Raw genomic sequence first — 17,546 nt, 5'->3', positions numbered from 1 at the left:
CATGGGCGCCCCGCTCGGTATGATCGTGGGCGCCGGCGACATGCCGCAGCGTGCCGCCGCCGCCGCCGCCGCCGCCGGCCGCACCCCGCATGTGGTGGTGCTGGAAGGCTTCGGGAATCCGGCGGATTACGCGGCCTATCCCTGTGTCACCTGTCGCCTCGGCGCCGCCGGCCGCATGTTGGAATGGCTGCGCGCCGCGGGCGTGCGGGAATTGGTGCTGGCGGGGCGTGTGTCCCGTCCGAGCTTCCTGTCGTTGCGCCCGGACGCCGGCGCCGCCCGGCTGCTGCCGCGCATCGGCATGCGGGCCTTCGGCGGTGATGATTCGCTGCTCCAGGCCGTGCTGCGGGTGCTGCGCGAGGAAGGATTCGAGCCTCTGCCCGCGCAATCCGTGCTGGCGGACCTGCTGGTGGAGACGCCGTCGCAGCTGAGCAGCCTGGCGCCGGATGATGCCGCACGGCGGGACATCGCCCGCGGCATTGCCGTGGTGCGGGCGCTGGGTGCCGTGGATGTCGGCCAGGGCTGCGTGGTGCAGCAGGGGCTGGTGCTGGCCGTGGAAGCCATCGAGGGCACCGATGCGATGATCGCGCGAGCCGGAACCCAGCGGCGGGAAGGTCCGGGTGGCGTGCTGGTCAAGATCCTGAAACCCGGGCAGGATCGTCGCGTTGACCTGCCCACCATCGGCCCGGTCACGGTGGCGGCCGCGGTCGAGGCCGGCCTGCGCGGCATCGCGATCGAGGCCAGGGGCACCATCGTCGTGGACCGGCCTGCCACGGTCGCAGCCGTGGAGGCGGCGGGGCTGTTCCTGATCGCTATCGACCCGTACGACCCGGCTTGGCTGGCCGCATCCTGAACCACTGCCGCAACAAGGAGACAGCGCGCATGAGCAGCTTTCTGCACACCATGATCCGTGTCGGCGACCTGGAGCGTAGCGTCGATTTCTACACCCGGCTTCTCGGCATGAAGGAACTGCGCCGCAACGACGTTCCGGACGGCAAGTACACCCTGGCTTTTGTCGGCTACGCGCCGGAAAGCAGCGGGGCCGGCGTGATCGAGCTGACCTACAATTACGGTACCGAGAAATACGAGATGGGCAACGCTTTCGGCCATCTGGCGATCGGCGTGCCCGACATCTACGGCACCTGCGAGAAGCTGCGGGCCGAGGGTGCCAAAATCACCCGCGAGCCTGGCCCGGTGAAGTTCGGCACGACGGTGATCGCCTTTGTCGAGGATCCGGACGGCTACAAGATCGAGCTGATCGAGCGGAAGTCGGCCGAGGCCGGCACCCGCGGCTGAATGAGGCGGGGAGGGTGCTCAGCCCTCCTCGATCAAGGCCCGGGCGGTGTGGCAGAGCAGCCCGTCCGGTGCTTCGAGCAGGTCGGGCAGCGTCATGGCATCCGCGCCCGGCACCACCAGCAGGGGATCGTTCGCCCCGTTCTGCGAGCGCAGGGCGTGGAAGGCGCGGGAATAGCGCTGCCGCTCAGTGCCCTCCGCCCCGCCGAATGCCAGCGCGAAGGGCTTGCGCACCACCGGCAGGCGCTGCGGTGACAAGGCTTCTACCTCCAGCGGAGTGAGGTCGAGTCCTTCCTCGAAAGGGCCGAGATCATAGACGCCGGATAGGCCAAGCCCGGCCCTGACCCTGGGATGGTCCAGCAGCAGCGCCGCCAGGTGAGCCCCGGAGCCCCATCCGCACAGCAGAACCGGACCGGCCACGCCGTGCAGCGGCCCCTGGGCCGTCAGCCAGCCCATGGCACGGTGCAGGTCCCGCGTGATGCGCGTCAGGCTGGCGCCGGGCCGCAGGCCGTGGCTTGGCAATGCCGCCGACCAGCCATGGGCCAGGAGACCGCGCGCCACGGCGCCGAAGGCGGCGGGCCCGCCATCGGACCACTCGCTGCCATGCAGCAGCACGATGCAGGGCGCCGCCGGATCAAGGGCCGGATACAAATCCCAGCGGCAGGCTTCGCCGCCGCCATAGCAGAGGCCGAGCTTGCCGGGCCGGGCCGACCGCAGCGCCGCCGTGTCCTCGGCCCGGCGCAGTGCGATGCGCGCGTTGTCGGCCGCAGTGTCTGCGATGGGCCGGATGACCGGCGACCGGCCATGATGCGCAGGGCGCGGCGTCGGATTCACGAAGCCTCCGGGCGGCGTGGCCGAAAGGCGGAACCGAATGGCGGGCAGTGCGGCATGAGTGGGGAAACTCCCGGTCGATGCAACGAAACCTCTGCAACCGTTGATCCCAAGCAACTGCCGTGCCGCCCATCTCAGCGATCCACCTTCTCCGTCAGCAGCGGCAACAGCGCCTGATGCAGGCGCTCCGGAAGGAGTCGGGTCCGGTGCTGATTCGCGAGTTCCACCTGCACGTGAATGAAGTGCCCCTCGGCGCAGGCAGTGTCCTCGCCGGCCCGGAACAGCCCGATCTCGTAGCGCACCGAGCTGCTGCCGATGCGCCCGACGCGAAGCCCCGCGCTGAGCACGTCCGGGAAATAGGCGGGACTATGGTGGCGGCACAGGGTTTCAACCACCACGCCGATGCCGTCCTGCTGGGCGTTCAGCCCGACGCCGCCCAGGAAAGAGGCGACCAGCGTGTCGTAGTAGGTGTAGTAAACCGCATTGTTGACATGGCCGAAGGCGTCTTGGTCCGCCCAGCGCGTCGGGATCTCGATGAAGAAGCGGTACTCGGCGCGACGGGGAATGGTTTTGCCCATGAACGGCGAACTCCGGCGGTGGCAGGTGGTTTGCGCAAAGGCACGGCTTCTGTAACCGGTCCGGCTTCTGTATATGGTGAGAATCGCTGGCGGACAGGGTGTTTGCCGCGGGCGGCTTCGCCCCGGCGCCACCCCGCCCCGCGAGCCGTTGACCGACCGACCAACCGGCCCCGCTGCCGCCAGCCAGGATCGCTCCCGCACCCGATGCCAGCTCCCGCCGCCTCACCCCGCCTTGAACCGTTCCGGCTGCGCGGTGCCAATTTCAATCTGCTGGTGCTGCGGCTGCTGGATCCGAGAATCGAGGTGATCGTTCCCGCGATCGCCGACCAGTTCCGCCGCGCGCCCGGCTTTCTGCGCTTCGCGCCGCTGGTGATCGGACTCGACGACCTGCAGGCCGCGCCGCAGGACATCGATTTCGCCGGTCTCGCCGCCGAGCTGCGGCGCATCGAGATCACGCCGATCGGCACGGTGGGCGGCACGCCCGAGCTGCGCGCGGCGGCGCAGGGAGCGGGCCTGCCGCCACTGCGCGCCGCTGGCGGCAAGGACGAGGAGGTGCCGATGGCGCCGCCGCCCGCCGCCACGGCGCCCGCCGGGCCACCGCCTGCACCGCCGCTGCCGCCAGGCACCGCGCGGCCCACCATGGTGATCGACCACCCCGTACGGGCCGGCCAGCGCATCTGGGCGCAGGGTGCCGACCTGATCATCAACAGCACGGTGAACCCGGGCGCCGAGGTGATCGCCGACGGCAACCTGCACGTCTACGGCAATCTGCGCGGCCGGGCGATCGCCGGCGGCGCGGACAACACCGAGGCGCGCGTCTTCGCGCTGAATTTCGATCCGGAGCTGGTTTCCATCGCGGGCTACTACGCGGTACGGGAAGGGCTGACGGATGCCCCGATCGGCAAGACCGTGCAGGTCCGGCTGATCGGCGAGAACATGCGGTTTGACCGGTTGGGCTGAGTAAGCGCCCGAGCGGCGGAGAGGAGAGTTTCAATGGCGCAAGTGATCGTGGTGACGTCGGGCAAGGGAGGGGTCGGGAAGACCACGAGCTCGGCGGCCTTCGCCACGGGCCTGGCGCAGGCCGGCAAGAAGACCGTCGTGATCGATTTCGACGTCGGCCTGCGCAATCTCGATCTGATCATGGGAGTCGAGCGGCGTGTGGTGTTCGACATCGTCAACGTCATCACCGGAGAGGCCAAGCTCAACCAGGCGCTGATCCGCGACAAGCGGGTGGACACGCTCTCGATCCTGCCGGCCAGCCAGACGCGCGACAAGGATGCGCTGACCAAGGAAGGCGTGGCCAACATCATCGAGGAGCTGTCCAAGGATTTCGACTACATCCTGTGCGACAGCCCCGCCGGAATCGAGAAGGGCGCGCTGCTGGCCTTGTACTTCGCCGATCAGGCCATCGTCGTCACCAATCCGGAAGTGTCCTCCGTCCGCGACAGCGACCGCATCCTGGGCGTGCTGCAATCGAAGTCGAAGCGGGCCGAGGAGAAGCGCGATCCGGTGAAGGAGCACCTCATCGTCACCCGCTACGCCCCGAACCGGGTGGAGAAGGGTGAGATGCTGAAGCTCGAGGACATCCGCGAGATCCTGGCCATCCCGCTGCTCGGCGTCATCCCCGAGAGCGAGAGCGTCCTGAAGGCGTCCAACACCGGCAACCCGGTGATCCTGGACGATGGCTCCACCGCGGGCCAGGCCTACAAAGACGCGGTGGCGCGATTCCTGGGCGAGGACCGGCCGCACCGCTTCATCGATCCCGAGAAGCGCGGTTTCCTGTCCCGCCTGTTCGGAGGGAGGGCCGCATGAGCTGGCTCGACGTCTTTCGCGGAAAGACCAAGCCACCGCCAACCAGCGCCGGCGCCGCCAAGGAGCGGTTGCAGATCGTGCTGGCGCATGAGCGAATCAGTCGCGCCGGAGACGACTTCCTGCCGCGGCTGCAGCGCGAGCTGATCCAGGTGGTGGCGCGATACGTCGCCATCGATCCCAAGGCGGTGAACGTCTCGCTCGACCGCGGTGGCGACATGAGCACCCTGGCCATCGAGGTGGAGCTGCCGCCGCCGTCCAAGGATGACACCGGCACCACCAATCCGGCCGATCTCAAGCCGGAGGCTCGCGCCTCCTGAACGCCGGCGGCGCGCCGCCTTTCGCGGACGCGCCGCTGCATCAGTTGAACCGTGCCTGGCAGCGTTCGCGGGCCTTGCAGCGGCCGGCCCTCCCTGTTGAAGCGGCCGCGCCGATTCATCGATCAACCCGATGCCGCCGACCGGGACTGGCGTCTGTACTTCCATCCTCGAAAGACGGTGCGGACCACGCGGTGCTGTCGCGGCGCCATAGGGTCCACGCTGATCCTGATCAGCGCGGAACAGCCCCGCGTCGTGTGATCATGCCCGTGCCGCTGCGGTCATGCCGCAGCGGCACGGGCAGGACACGGCCTCACCGGGCACGGGGCGCCAGTTCGGTTTCCAGCGCCTTGATCTTGGCAGTCAGGGACTGCCGAAGCGAAGCCGCCGCATGCGGCTTCAGCGCCGCCAGGGCATCCTTAAGGTCACGCAACTGCCGCTTTTTCTCCTCGGCCGAGCGGGAGATGGGGCGGTTGCCGGAAAGCTGGCCGTCGAACGCACGCATAGGGTCTGGGTTCTCCTCAACGGGCGTTGCTGTGACACAAGCAGAGGGGCGAGGGAAAGAGCAGATCTTCGCTCAATACTCGAACTCGTACGACAAGCCGATCCGCTCGCCGCTTTCGCCGCCGGTGCTGCTCTCCAGCTTCAGCCGTGGCGTCAGCTCCAGCTCGACCCCGACCCGTGGGCCACCCTCCGTACCCTGCTCCACGCCCACATAGACGCCCTGGCCGATATAGCCGCCAGCCTGGACGGAAGGACCGGTTTCCTCGGTGTTGCTGCCACTGGTGTTGCCGGAACCACCGCCGACCCCGAGCCGGTCCAGGCCGAGCCGGTCGGCCAGGCCGCCCAGCAATCCGCGCGAACCACCTGGTCCGGCGCCCGCCAGCGCCGCTGCGCCGCTCGCCAGCTGCGCGATCTCGAAGGGGGAAAGCTGGTCGAGGGGACGGTTGAACAGCAGGCGGGCCAGCACCTCGTCCTGGGGCAGTTCGGGCACCGAGGTGAAGCTGATCTTGGGGTCGTTGGGCGGTCCGTCGATGTTGATGGTGATGGCGAGGTTCTGGGCCCGGGTGGTGGCGGTGAAATCCAGCGTCGGCATCATCTCGCCATCGAAGGCGAGGCTGCTGGAGCGATCGAACTCGATGCGGCGATCGATCAGCTGAAAGGTGCCGCGCCGCAGGGTGAAGGCGCCCTCCGGCTGCGGGTCCGCCGCCGTGCCGCCGATCCGGAGGGAGCCGCCGAGCTCGGTATCCAGGCCGCGGCCGCGGACCAGGATCGATTGCGGCGCCTGGATGTTGACGTTCAGCGCGATCGGCGGTGCCGCCGGGCCGGCCTGGGCCGGCTCCGGCGCGTCGGCGCCGCGCTCCCGCACATCGCCCAGCGTCGCCACGCCGCCTCCCGGCAGGCTCCGCGGGATGTTCACCGCCACGCGCTTCAGCTGAACGGTGCCATTCAGCGCCGGGCTGGTCTGCAGCGGCCCCGTGAAGCGGAGATCGGCGTCCAGCAGGGCCGTGACCAGTTCGCTCTGCACAGGCGTGGCATCCCGCGCGGTGATGTCGAGCTGCATCGGGATGCCGGCGGCGAAGGGCTGCGCGTTGCCGTTGACGCTGATGCGGCCATTGCCCGCCTGCGCCACGATGTTCTCGAACAGGATCTGCTCACCCGCGGCACGAAGTTGGCCGCGGATGTTGCGCAGCCGCAGACCGTAGAGCGGGTTGCGGACCTCGCCGCCCGACAAGGTCGCCGTGCCGTTCAGCACCGGCTGCGCCAGCGTGCCGGACGCGCCGCCATCCAGGACGATGCGCCCCGCTACGGTGTTCGCGCTGCCACCCAGGCTCGGCGTCAGCAGTGGCTGCAGATTGGTGCTGCCCGACAGCCGCGCCTGCACCGGGGCGGCTGCTCCGGGACCTTGCGGCAGGCTGGCCTCTGCATCCAGCGTGACGACATTGCCCATGCGCAGCGCCGCGTTCGCGCGCACGGCGCCGCTGCCGGCGCGGCTTGCCTCGACCCGCAGAGTCGCGGCCGGCCAGCCACGCGACCAGGGGGCGTCAACGCGCAGGCCCGTACCGTTCACGGTGGCATTCACCTCGGGCGCGGTGGTCGGGCCGGTGATGCGGGCCTCGCCCACCACCGTGCCGGCCAGCTTCGGCTCCGGCGCGAACATGTTCACCAGGGAGGCCGGAAGCGCGGCCAGCGCCACCCGAATATCGGCGCGTTCCGGACCCCAGACGCCGCTGATGGTGAAATTGCCGGCCGGACGCGCGGCGATGCGCAGCCCGGGGATCTCGATGGCGCCGGAGGGCGGCATCAGGATCGCTGCCGGGGCTGCCAGCCGCACGCCCAGATTGCCGGGCGCATCGGCGCTGAATGCCGCGATGTCCAGCCGCATCCCCGCGTCGCCCTGGGTGAGGCGGCCCCGACCTGCCACCTTGGCCTGCGGCAGGGTGGCATCGACCCGCCAGTTCGCATCCGCGTCGGTGCCGGTGACACTGGCATCCAGCGCATAGGGCTGCCCGGCATATTCGATGCGCCGGGTCCGTGCGCTCGCGTCGATGACCTGCCGTCCATCGGGACCGGTGTGGCCTTTGGCCTCGATGTGCAGCGCGCCCGCGATGGGCTGGCCGACCAGCGGTGCCAACGGTGCCAGATTGTCGGCGTCCACCACGGCCTGGCCGTCGAAGCGCAGCGTGGCGGTGTTCACCACGCCATCGGCATTGGCGGTGACCGGGCCGAACACCGCCTGCGCTTCCGCCAGCCGGATCAGGTCACCCTCCCGTGCAGCGCGCAGGTTCACCGAGATCGGCTGGTTCTCGGCCCGCCCGGTCAGCCGCAGCGTGCCGGCCATGCCGTTGATGGAGGGGACCTCGGCGGCGAGGTCCAGCGCCTCGATCCGGCGGCCGGCGGCGGTCAGGCCGGGGCTTTGCACGGTGAGCGCGATGGCGGGGTCGGCCATCGGCCCGGACACACGGGCCTGGGCGGTGAGCGGCCCGGTGACCTCCGGCCGCACCGCCTTCAGATCCGGCACGGTGAGATCGACCAGCAGGCCGAGCCGGTCGCCCACGTCGCCGCTGGCGCGCAGCGTGGCGCCGGCACCTTCCACCAGCAACTCGTCGATGTGGCTGGCGGTGCCGCGGAACGTGACCACGGGTTCGCTGCCGAGCACGCCCCCCAGCGGGTCGGGACCGGTCAGGCCGCGTGGGCGCAGCACCGCCTCGAAGCGTTCGGCATCAAAAGCGGTCGCTGAAAGCTCCAGCGCCTCCCACCCGACGGTGTCGGGCACCAGCGGCGCCAGGGCCGCGGATCCGGCGATGCGCGCGTCCACCTGCAGCCGTTCCAGCGAGCCGCTGGCCCGCACCGTGCCCGCCTTGGCGTCGAGGTTCAGCCGCCGGATCTGCGGCTGGCCGCCGGCCGGTACGGCGGCATCCACGTCGAAGTCGATCGCCCGCACCGGTTCCGGCGCCAGCGCGGCGGGGGCGTCCAGATGACCCTTCAGCGCCAAAGCGGAAGCACCGTCGGCGGTCAGCGCCACGCGACCATCGGCACGGATGCCGGCCTGGCCGCCGAAATCGCCCCGCAGGGTCAGGTCGGCCCCGTCCGCCGGGCCATCCAGCGTCAGCGCCAGCTGCGCCGGGGCATCAGGGATGCCGAGGCTGGTGGCCAGCAGCCCTCCGGGCGGCTCCTGCGCCGTCAGGCTGGCCGCCAGGCGACTGTGCGGATCGAGGCCGAGGTCCAGGTTGAACTGCCCCGGCGCGTCCAGCCGCTGCACCCCGAGCTTCGCCTGCAGCGCGGCCGCCACCAGGCTGGCGCTTCCATCCAGCGACAACGCCAAGCCATCGGCTCCGCCGGAGGGCAGGGTGATGATCTGCTGGCCGATTTCCAGCCGCTGCACCGCCAGCCGGTCCAGATGGACCTCCACCGGCAGGTCCGGCAGCCCCGGCACCACGGAGGCGTCGGGATCGGTGGGGGGCTGTTCCTCCGGCGGCGCTTCGCCGCCAGGGGGAAGGCGCAACAGGGCCACCCGCCGGGCTGATAATTCCTCGATGCGGAGGTCGCGGTTCAGCAGCGCCATGAAATCGAAGCCGAGCCGCGCATCCTCAACTTCCAGCCACGGGCCGTCGGCATCGGCCATGGTCAGCTTGGCGAAGCCCGGGCCACCGGGAATCGGGCCGTGCAGGCCTTCCAGCGTCAGACCGGGAACGAAGCGCTCGGCGGTAGAGGCCAGCAGGCGCTGGCCCGGCCCGGTGTTCACGCCGATCAGCACGGCCGTCACCAGCAGAACAGGAAGCAGGATCAGGACGGCCAGCGTGATGCCGGCCCATTTCAGGACGCGGCGCATCAGAAAGCCTGCCCGATCCCGATGTAGAAGCCGAAGGCGGCGTCGTCGCGCTCCTTGTTCAGGGGAATGGCGACGTCGGCGCGGATCGGGCCGATCGCCGTCTGGTAGCGGACGCCGAGGCCGGCGCCGACCTTGAGGTTGTCTAGGGTAGGGGCCGGGTCCTCGGTGACCGCACCCGCATCCACGAAGGCCGCCATGCCCCAGGGGCCGCTGACCCGCTGGCGCAGCTCCACGCTGCCTTCCACCAGGGACAGGCCGCCCGCGGGTTCGTTGTTCGCCGTGCGCGGGCCGATCGACTGATAATCATAGCCGCGCACCGAGCCGCCGCCGCCGGAATAGAAGCGCTTGTCCGGCGGCACCCCGCCAAAGGAGGCGCCCACGATAGAGCCGACCACGCCCCGCAGGGCCAGGATGCTGCCCTTGTCGCCCGAGATGTCGAGATAGGTGCTGCCCTGCACCCGCAGCCGGGTGAAGGCATTGCTCTCCCCCAGGCTGTAGATCGGGTTCACCAGCACCGAGGCGCGGGTGCCGCGCGACGGGTTGAGCGGGCTGTCCGTGTCGTTCCAGCGCAGCTGCCCCAGCAGGCCGATCAGCTGGTAGTCGGTGGTGACGTCATCCTGGGTCACCCGGCTGAACTCCAGCTGCGGGCCGAAGCCCACGGTCAGCCGCTTGGAGATGGTGCGCTCCAGGATGGCATCCGCCGTGAAGGCGTCGCGGTCATAGGCGTCGAGCCGCTCGCGCACCGCGGCGATGCTGAAGGTCAGCGTCTGGTTGCGGCCGGCGAACCACGGCGTGGCGAGGCTGGCGCCGATCCTGCCGCCGGTCTCGCTGCTGTCGCCGCTGACGCCGAGGCGATTAACCTCCGCCTCCAGCCGCAGCCTTTCGGCGCCGCCGAACAGGTTGCGGTGCTCCCAATAGGTGCTGAAGGTGGGGCCGTAGCGCGTCTCATAGGCGGCACCGAAGCCGATGGCGTGCAGCGGCCGCTCGATCACCGTGAAGGTCACCGGCAGGCGGCCTTCCTCGTTCAGCCGTTCCCCGGCGCGGGCCCGCACGGTGGAGAACACGCCGAGGCCGAGCAGATCCTGCCGGGTTTCCTCCAGGGTCTTGGGATCGTAGGGCTCCCCCGCCAGCGGCCGCACCACGGAGGCCACGAGGCTGCTGTTGGTGCGCTGCTCGCCCGTCACGTTGGGCGTGGCGAAATCGGCGCGAGGGCCCGGGGCGACCACGAAGGTCACCTCCATCAGCTTGGTGTCGTGATCCACCGTGACCCGGCGGCGGATGCTGGCGAAGGGGTGGCTGGAATCGCGCAGGGCGGTGGCCAGCCGACCCTCGGCATCCAGCACGGGCTGGGCGCGGGCGGGGCTGCCGGCTTCCAACCCGGTGGAGCCCGCCGCGTCGATGGGAGTGCCGGCCGGCTCGGCCTGCAGCCGCACCGGCGCCAGCCTGTATTGCGGCCCCGGATCCACGGTCACCACCACGGACACAGGTTCCGCCGTCGGCCGGCCTTCCTCTGCCGGGGCATTGCGCGGCCGGGCACGGGCCTGCAGCCGGTCGGCCAGGCCTGGCGTATCCGGCGCCTCGCCCGCCACGGTGATCCGCCAGGAACCGGCGTAATAGCCCTCCGAGCGCAGGGCGCTGCGGATGTTGTCGGTCTCGGCCAGCGCGCGGGACACCAGGCCGAAGGCGTCGGTGGGGGCGGTTTCCCGCAGCTGCTCCAGCGCCGAGGCGCGGCGCAAGGCATCGTCCAGCGCGTCATCGGCGGTGTCGGGCAGCGTCACGGAATAGGAGACGGTCGGCTCGTACTGTTCCGGTGCCGCGGCGGGATCGGCGGAGGGGGCATCCTGGGCAGCGGCCGGCAGCAGCAGGGCATGCGGGACCCCGGCCAACAGGGTGGCGGCGAGCGTCAGGCCGCGCAGCGGCGGAAGGTGTTTGAGACGCATCGTTTACGCGCTAAGCCCTGACAAATGGATACGACCCTCGCTGAAACCCTGACCCGTTGGCGCAGGCATCTCCACGCCAATCCCGGTCTCACACTGAATGAAGGCACGACAGCCGAGTTCGTTGTCGAGAAGCTGAAGGAAATCGGCGTCACGGATATCGCCGAACATGTTGGTGGGCACGGCGTTGTGGCAACCCTGCACCGTCCGGGCAGCAACCGCAGCGTCGGCCTGCGCGGCGACATGGACGCGCTGCCCATCGAGGAAGCCTCGCAGGAGCTGCCCTATCGCAGCACCGTCCCGGGGGTGATGCATGCCTGCGGGCATGACGGCCATACCACGGCCCTGCTGGGCGCGGCGGCGCTGCTTCTGCAGGATCAAAGCTGGTCCGGCACGGTGCGCCTGGTGTTCCAGCCGGCGGAGGAGGGCGGCGGCGGCGCGGCCTCCATGATCAGGGACGGTCTGTTTCGCCGCTTTCCGATGGACCAGATCTATGGCTGGCACAACTGGCCTGGCCTGCCGGCGGGCACCGTGGCGGTGCATGACGGCGCGGTGATGGCGGCCGGCAACCGCTTCGAGATCATCATCGAGGGCCATGCCGGCCATGCTGCGCTGCCGCACCTGACGCGCGACCCCATTGTCGCGGCGGGCCACGCCATCGTCGCCTGCCAGTCGATCGTGGCCCGCGTCCTGGACCCGATGGACACCGGCGTGGTCAGCCTCACCACCGTGCATGGCGGCGAGGCGCAGAACCAGATCGCGGCCCGCGTGGTGATCCAGGGCAGCATGCGCTATCTGCGCGACGAGGTGGGGGAGCAGATTCGCGACGGCTTGCGCCGCGTCGCAGCCGGCGTCTCGGCCACCTTCGGCGTTCAGGCGGAGACGCATGTGCGCGAGGGCGTGCCGGTGACCCGCAATCATCCCGAGCCGCGCGAGCTGGCGGCCGGGGCCGCCGCCGCCATTACCGCGCTGCGGCGCGACGTTCCGCCGGCCATGACAGGCGAGGATTTCTCGCGCTTCCTGCACGAGGTCCCGGGCGCCTTTGTCTGGATCGGCAACGGTGCCTCCGACAATGGGCGCGAATTGCACAACCCGAACTACGACTTCAACGACGCGGTGCTGCCCGTCGCCAGCGCCTTCCTGGCTGAGACGGCGAGACGCTCCCTGGCACGCACCGGGGAGTGAGGGCCGCCCGGCGGGGTTGCCGATCCGACCCCGTCATCCGATCCTGGGCCGGACCCGCACCGGCCGAAGGATGTATCGCATGATGATTCCCCTGATCGAGACCCACCGCATCGCCATCCCCAAGCTCGGCCTCGGCACTTGGCAGCTGACCGGGGCGGCCGGCCAGGCCGCGGTGGAAAGCGCGCTGGCGCTGGGCTACCGCCACATCGATACCGCGGCCCGCTACGAGAACGAGCAGGCCGTCGGCGCCGCGCTGGCCGCGTCCGGCGTGGCGCGTGAGCAGATCTTCCTGACCAGCAAGGTGTGGTGGGAAAATCTGGCCCCCGAGGCGCTGCGCCGTTCGCTCGACGACTCGCTGCGCCGGCTCGCGACGCCGTATCTGGACCTGTTCCTGGTGCATTGGCCCACGCCCGGCATGGACCTTCCAGGCATCGTGGCGGCCTTGCATACGGCGCGGGAGGCCGGGCTGATCCGGCGCTGGGGCGTTTCCAACTTCACGCCCGGCCTGATGCGGCAGCTGGAGGAACTGGGTGCCGAGCCGGCCTGCCTGCAGGTCGAGTATCACGCGCTGCTGTCGCAGCAGACGCTGCTGGATTGGTGCCGGCCGCGCGGCATCGGCCTGACCGCCTATTCGCCGCTGGCGCAGGGGCGGCTGGGCGAGCATCCGGAGTTGGCCGCCATCGGCGCGCGACATGGGGCGAGCGGCGCGCAGGTGGCGCTGGCCTGGCTGCTGCGGCAGGACGGGGTGGCGGCGATCCCCAAGGCGTCCCGCCGTGAAAGCCAGCAGGCCAATCTCGACGCCGTGCCGCTGGCGGCCGCGCTGTCGCAGCAGGACATCGCCACCATTGACGCGCTGCCCAAGACTCAGCGCCAGGTGAACCCCGCCTTCGCGCCCGACTGGAACAGCTGACGGCGTCCCGGCTGCGACGCTCAGCCGACGACGCCGGGCGCCTAACCCCTGGCGGCAGCCTCTGGCGCCGGGGAGTCGAAGGCGGCCCAGATCGGTTCCTTGAGCTTGGCCAGGAAGCCGCGATGAGCCTCCAGCTCGGCCTCGGTCGGCAGGATGGGGCGGGGAATGCGGGCCACCGGCACGGCATCCACCGCCACCACCACCGGGCTGGCCAGCACCGGCGCGGTGGCGAGTGCCAGCCCCGGCTGCTTGCCGCCCATCAGCTCCAGATAGACCTGCGCCAGCAGTTCCACGTCGAGCAGCGCGTTGTGCGAAGTGCGCATGGAGTTGTCGATGCCGTAGCGCCGGCACAGCGCATCCAGGCTGTTGGGCAGGCCGGGGAAGCGCTTCTTGGCAATAGCCAGGCTGTCCACCATGCGCGAGCGGTCGATCACCGGATATCCGGCCTTCTTCAGTTCGAAGTCCAGAAAGGCGAAGTCGAAGTTGGCGTTGTGCGCCACCACCGGGTCGTCACCCAGGAACTCCAGCATGGCGGCGGCGATCTCGGCGAATTTCGGCTTGCCGCGCAGCATGTCCCAGGTGAAGCCGTGCACCTTGGCGGCTTCCTCCGGCACTTCGCGCTCCGGGTCGATCAGCACATGGAAGTGCCGGCCGGTGGGAACGAGGTTCAGCAGCTCCACCGCCGCCACCTCCAGGACGCGGTCTCCGGTCAGCGGGTCGAATCCGGTGGTTTCGGTGTCAAGCACCAAGGTACGGCTCATCGGAACCTCTGCAGCAATCGGCGGATGGCACGGCGGGCATGGCCGCGCGACAATCCGGTGCGGATCACGAAGTCGGCGCGGCGCCGCTTCTCAGAATCGGGCATCTGGCGGGACAGGATGGCGGATAAACGCTCCGGCGTCATTCCGCCGCGCGCCAGCACGCGGGCACGCTGCACCGCGGCCGGGGCGGATACCACCACTACGGCGTCGCAGCGCTGCTCGCCGCCGGTTTCGAACAGGAGCGGGACATCCAGCACGGCCAGCCGCGCGCCGCGGCGCCGGCACCGCGCCAGGAAGCGACGCTCCTCGGCCCGGACCAGCGGGTGGACGATGCCTTCCAGCCGCTTCAGCGCCGGCGGGTCGCCCAGCACGGCGCGGCGCAGCGCCTCGCGATCCACGGCCCCGTCGCGGATGGTGCCGGGAAATGCTGCCCGGATCGGCGCCACGGCCCGGCCGCCGCACGCCTGCAGGGCATGCACCGCGGCATCGGCATCGAACACCGGCACGCCGAGGCGGCGGAAGGTGCCGGCCGCGGTGGACTTGCCCATGCCGATGCCGCCGGTGAGGCCGAGGATCTTCACGTCCGGCGCGGAAGGTCGGCGGCCACGAACTCGCGCAGCCCGCGATCGACCCCGGGCGCCACGCCGAACCATTGCTCGAAGCCCGGGCGTGCCTGGTGCAGCAGCATCCCAAGCCCGTCCACGCCCCGCAGGCCCCTGGCGCGGGCGGCGGCCAGCAGAGAGGTTTCCAGCGGCACGTAGACGGCGTCCACCACCACGGCGCGCGGCGGCAACAGGGCGAGGTCGATCTCCAGCGGTGGCTGTCCGGCCATGCCAAGGCTGGTGGAGTTCACCAGCAGCGCCGCGCCCTCCAGCGGCGGGGCGTCCGCCACCGCCACAGGGCCCCCGATCTGGCGCGCCAGCATCTCCGCCCGTTCACGGTTGCGGTTGACGATCGTCAGCAGCGGGCAGCCGGCATCCAGCAGCGCCGCGGCGATGGCGCGGGCGGCGCCGCCCGCGCCCAGCAGCACGGCCGGTCCGTCCGCCGCCTGCCAGCCTAGCGCCTGCTCTCGCACGCTCTCCAGGAAGCCGAAGCCATCGGTGTTGCTGCCGTGGATCTGCCCGTCGCGGAATACCAGCGTGTTGACCGCCCCGGCGCGGCGGGCGCTGCCATCCACCATGTCGCAGACGGCAAAGGCGGTTTCCTTGTGCGGCAGGGTGACGTTGGCACCGCGGAAGCCCATCGTCACCAGCGCGCGCACCGCGGCAGCAAAATCCTCCGGCCGGACCTCCAGCGGAACATAGGCGCCATCGATGCCATGCTGCCGCAGCCAGTAGCCGTGCAGCCTTGGGGAACGGGAGTGGGAGGCTGGCCAGCCGAACACGCCTGCCAGCCTCGCCTTGCCGGAGATGATCGTCATGCCGGCATCAATCCAGCGCAGGAATGGCGTGGTCAATGCCCCCAAGGGGGGAGACCGCCATGACGGCTTCCGCCGCCCGGCCGCTCTGGCACAATCCGGCCCGGGCAGGAATCAAGGCATCATGTCGAGGATCGTGACCATGGACCCCGCGGCGCTGCGCCGACAGCTGCGTCTCAATGTCTGGCAGTCGAGGCTTTTGCTGTTGGGGCTTTCCGGCCTGGCCGCCTTGTGCGGCCTCGTGCTGGCCGGCGTGCCTGGCCTGGTGATGGCGGGGGCCGCGGCGCTGGCGGTCATGCTGCTGGATCCCGCGCCTGGCGGAGCGATGTTCCGGCACGTCTTTGGCGGGGTTCCGCTGCTGCCGCAGGCGGCGCCGGGCCTGCATGCGCTCAGCGGCCTGCTCGCCGGGCGGGCCGGGCTAGGCCGGCCGCCGGAGCTTTACCTGCTTCCCGGCCGCATGCTGCAGGCCATGGCATCCGGTTCCGGCGAGCGGTCCTCAGTGGCACTGACCGCCGGCCTCCTGCGGAGCCTGCCGCCGCGCGAGATCGCCGCGGTGCTGGCGCATGAGATCGCCCATATCCGCCATGGCGACACGGGGGTGATGCGGGTGGCCGCCGCCGCCGCCGCCCTGACGCGGGCGATGAGCCTGACCGGGCTCCTGTTGCTGGCCTTCTGGTATCCCATCCTGCTCGGCACCGGGGTGTCGGTCTCCCCGGGCGCGATCCTGCTGCTGATGGCCGCGCCGACCCTGGGGGATCTGCTGGCCCTGTCGCTGTCCCGGCGGCGCGAGTTCCTGGCCGATGCCGGCGCCGTCGAACTGACCGGCGACCCCGCGGCGCTGGCCGCGGCCCTTGACCGGCTGGGCCGCCTCCAGGGCGACGATTGGGAAGGGCTGGCGCGTCGGGGTGGCCCGGGTTGGCTCAGGTGGTTCCGCACTCATCCCACCCTTCGCGAACGCATGAGGCGTCTGGCGGAGATGGCCACCATCCGCGACCCTCTGCCCGCGGCGGTACTCGCCCTGCCGACGGGCTGGGCGGTGCCGGAGCGCGGCTCGCTCGGGCAGCGCCTCGCCCGTCACTGGTGGTTCTAGCCGCCACCGCCACGCAGGCGGGCTCTGTGTCGCCCGTTTCTCCTGGCGTGTGCCCCCTGGCGCTTCGGCGGCGGTGATGCCACCACTTGCGGCAACCGGCCGCCATTCCCCGGCGGCCTTCGCAGGAGCAAGGCAAGCCCATGGCCAAGTCTTTGAAGGTGGCGGTCCAGATGGATCCGATCGCCGGCATCAACATCGATGGCGACAGCACCTTCGCGCTGATGCTGGAAGCGCAGGCGCGCGGCCACCAGCTCTGGCATTACCACGTGAAGGAGCTGACGCTGCGCTCCGGCCAGGTGCTGGCACGCATGCAGCCAGTCGAGGTGCGGCGGGAGAAGAACAACCACTTCACGCTGGGCGAGGCGGCGGAGCATGATCTCTCCGCCATGGATGTGGTGCTGATGCGCCAGGACCCGCCTTTCGACATGGCCTACATCACCGCCACCCACATCCTGGAGATGATCCACCCGAAGACGCTGGTGGTGAACGATCCGGCCTCGGTCCGCAACGCGCCGGAGAAGCTGTTCGTGATGCAGTTCCCGGATCTGATGCCGGACACCATGATCACGCATGACCCGCTGGAGGTGCGCAAGTTCCGCGAGAAGCACGGCGACATCATCGTCAAGCCGCTGTTCGGCAATGGCGGCGCGGGCGTGTTCCACCTGCGCCCCGAGGACAGCAACATGAACGCCCTGCTGGAGCTTTTCGCCGAGCGCTCGCGCGAGCCGCTGATGATCCAGCAATACGTGCCGGCCGTGCGCTTCGGCGACAAGCGCATCATCCTGGTGGATGGCGTGCCGATGGGCGCCATCAACCGGGTGCCGGCCACGGGCGAAAGCCGCTCCAACATGCATGTCGGCGGCCGGCCGGAACAGGTGGCGCTGACGGAGCGGGACCGCGAGATCTGCGCCCGCATCGGGCCGGAGCTGAAAAAGCGCGGCCTGATCTTCGTCGGCATCGACGTGATCGGCGATTACCTGACCGAAATCAACGTCACCTCGCCGACCGGCCTGCAGGAGGTGGCGCGGTTCGATGGCGTGCATCTGGAGAAGGCCATCTGGGACGCCATCGAAGCGCAGCGCTGAGGC

General features: G+C 70.4%; 17 protein-coding genes. 9 read left to right on the top strand and 8 right to left on the bottom strand.

From position 1 onward, the window contains the following. Position 1 precedes the first annotated feature (1 nt). The gene (locus tag D2K64_RS09710; protein WP_202910613.1) at positions 2-850 is read left to right on the top strand and encodes an LpxI family protein; all 849 of its coding nucleotides are present in this window, start codon (positions 2-4) and stop codon (positions 848-850) included. Positions 851-879: 29 nt separating this feature from the next. Continuing rightward, the gene (gene gloA, locus D2K64_RS09705; protein ID WP_120008163.1) at positions 880-1,293 is read left to right on the top strand and encodes a lactoylglutathione lyase; all 414 of its coding nucleotides are present in this window, start codon (positions 880-882) and stop codon (positions 1,291-1,293) included. Between the two features lie 18 nt (positions 1,294-1,311). On the opposite strand, the gene D2K64_RS24345 is transcribed toward gloA, so the two are convergent. Together D2K64_RS24345 and D2K64_RS09690 are read right to left on the bottom strand one after the other, a co-directional pair. Further along, a complete protein-coding gene (locus tag D2K64_RS24345) occupies positions 1,312-2,124 on the bottom strand; it encodes an alpha/beta hydrolase (RefSeq protein WP_157985794.1) in 813 nt (270 codons plus the stop codon). Between the two features lie 131 nt (positions 2,125-2,255). Further along, the gene (locus tag D2K64_RS09690; RefSeq protein ID WP_120008161.1) at positions 2,256-2,699 is read right to left on the bottom strand and encodes an acyl-CoA thioesterase; all 444 of its coding nucleotides are present in this window, start codon (positions 2,697-2,699) and stop codon (positions 2,256-2,258) included. 204 nt (positions 2,700-2,903) lie between these two features. On the opposite strand from D2K64_RS09690, the gene minC reads away from it, so the two are divergent. The 3 genes from minC to minE are packed head-to-tail and all read left to right on the top strand — an operon-like array spanning position 2,904 to position 4,828. Continuing rightward, positions 2,904-3,659, top strand: a complete 756-nt coding sequence (gene minC, locus D2K64_RS09685; protein WP_120008160.1) for a septum site-determining protein MinC — start codon at positions 2,904-2,906, stop codon at positions 3,657-3,659. A 33-nt stretch (positions 3,660-3,692) separates the two neighbouring features. Next, on the top strand, positions 3,693-4,511 hold the full coding sequence (minD, locus tag D2K64_RS09680) for a septum site-determining protein MinD (RefSeq protein ID WP_120008159.1): 819 nt from the start codon (positions 3,693-3,695) through the stop codon (positions 4,509-4,511). Continuing rightward, positions 4,508-4,828 carry a cell division topological specificity factor MinE gene (gene minE / locus D2K64_RS09675; protein WP_120008158.1) on the top strand — a complete coding sequence of 107 codons (321 nt, stop codon included), beginning with the start codon at positions 4,508-4,510 and terminating at the stop codon, positions 4,826-4,828. Before minD ends, minE begins: the two co-directional genes overlap by 4 nt. 310 nt (positions 4,829-5,138) lie before the next feature. Here minE and D2K64_RS09670 read toward each other — a convergent pair whose 3' ends face one another. The 3 genes from D2K64_RS09670 to D2K64_RS09660 all read right to left on the bottom strand — a co-directional run bounded on the left by D2K64_RS09670 (position 5,139) and on the right by D2K64_RS09660 (position 11,098). Next, entirely contained in the window at positions 5,139-5,330 is a 192-nt protein-coding gene (locus D2K64_RS09670; RefSeq protein WP_120008157.1) for a hypothetical protein, read from the bottom strand. A gap of 72 nt (positions 5,331-5,402) precedes the next feature. Further along, positions 5,403-9,158 carry a translocation/assembly module TamB domain-containing protein gene (locus D2K64_RS09665; RefSeq protein ID WP_120008156.1) on the bottom strand — a complete coding sequence of 1,252 codons (3,756 nt, stop codon included), beginning with the start codon at positions 9,156-9,158 and terminating at the stop codon, positions 5,403-5,405. Beyond that, positions 9,158-11,098, bottom strand: coding sequence for an autotransporter assembly complex protein TamA (locus D2K64_RS09660; protein WP_120008155.1), 1,941 nt, complete (start codon positions 11,096-11,098; stop codon positions 9,158-9,160). The genes D2K64_RS09665 and D2K64_RS09660 overlap by 1 nt, the downstream gene beginning before the upstream one ends. Positions 11,099-11,122: 24 nt before the next feature. On the opposite strand from D2K64_RS09660, the gene D2K64_RS09655 reads away from it, so the two are divergent. Further along, on the top strand, positions 11,123-12,280 hold the full coding sequence (locus tag D2K64_RS09655; protein ID WP_120008154.1) for an amidohydrolase: 1,158 nt from the start codon (positions 11,123-11,125) through the stop codon (positions 12,278-12,280). Between the two features lie 79 nt (positions 12,281-12,359). Further along, on the top strand, positions 12,360-13,190 hold the full coding sequence (locus D2K64_RS09650) for an aldo/keto reductase (protein ID WP_238384109.1): 831 nt from the start codon (positions 12,360-12,362) through the stop codon (positions 13,188-13,190). Positions 13,191-13,231: 41 nt separating this feature from the next. Here D2K64_RS09650 and dnaQ read toward each other — a convergent pair whose 3' ends face one another. The 3 genes from dnaQ to D2K64_RS09635 are packed head-to-tail and all read right to left on the bottom strand — an operon-like array spanning position 13,232 to position 15,371. Continuing rightward, a complete protein-coding gene (gene dnaQ / locus D2K64_RS09645; RefSeq protein ID WP_120008153.1) occupies positions 13,232-13,951 on the bottom strand; it encodes a DNA polymerase III subunit epsilon in 720 nt (239 codons plus the stop codon). Beyond that, the gene (coaE, locus tag D2K64_RS09640; RefSeq protein ID WP_120008152.1) at positions 13,948-14,532 is read right to left on the bottom strand and encodes a dephospho-CoA kinase; all 585 of its coding nucleotides are present in this window, start codon (positions 14,530-14,532) and stop codon (positions 13,948-13,950) included. The genes dnaQ and coaE overlap by 4 nt, the downstream gene beginning before the upstream one ends. Beyond that, positions 14,529-15,371, bottom strand: coding sequence for a shikimate dehydrogenase (locus D2K64_RS09635; protein ID WP_120008151.1), 843 nt, complete (start codon positions 15,369-15,371; stop codon positions 14,529-14,531). Before D2K64_RS09635 ends, coaE begins: the two co-directional genes overlap by 4 nt. Before the next feature lie 121 nt (positions 15,372-15,492). Here D2K64_RS09635 and D2K64_RS09630 point away from each other — a divergent pair, with 121 nt between their 5' ends. Then, entirely contained in the window at positions 15,493-16,458 is a 966-nt protein-coding gene (locus tag D2K64_RS09630; protein WP_157985793.1) for a zinc metalloprotease HtpX, read from the top strand. Positions 16,459-16,598: 140 nt separating this feature from the next. After that, positions 16,599-17,543: a glutathione synthase gene (gshB, locus tag D2K64_RS09625; protein WP_120008149.1), complete on the top strand. Its 945-nt coding sequence runs from the start codon at positions 16,599-16,601 to the stop codon at positions 17,541-17,543. Positions 17,544-17,546 lie beyond the last annotated feature (3 nt).

This window comes from Teichococcus vastitatis, from assembly GCF_003604215.1.
In the GTDB taxonomy this organism is placed as follows: domain Bacteria; phylum Pseudomonadota; class Alphaproteobacteria; order Acetobacterales; family Acetobacteraceae; genus Pseudoroseomonas; species Pseudoroseomonas vastitatis.
Note: the sequence above shows the minus strand (reverse complement) of the source record. Positions and strands in the feature narration are given on the sequence as shown.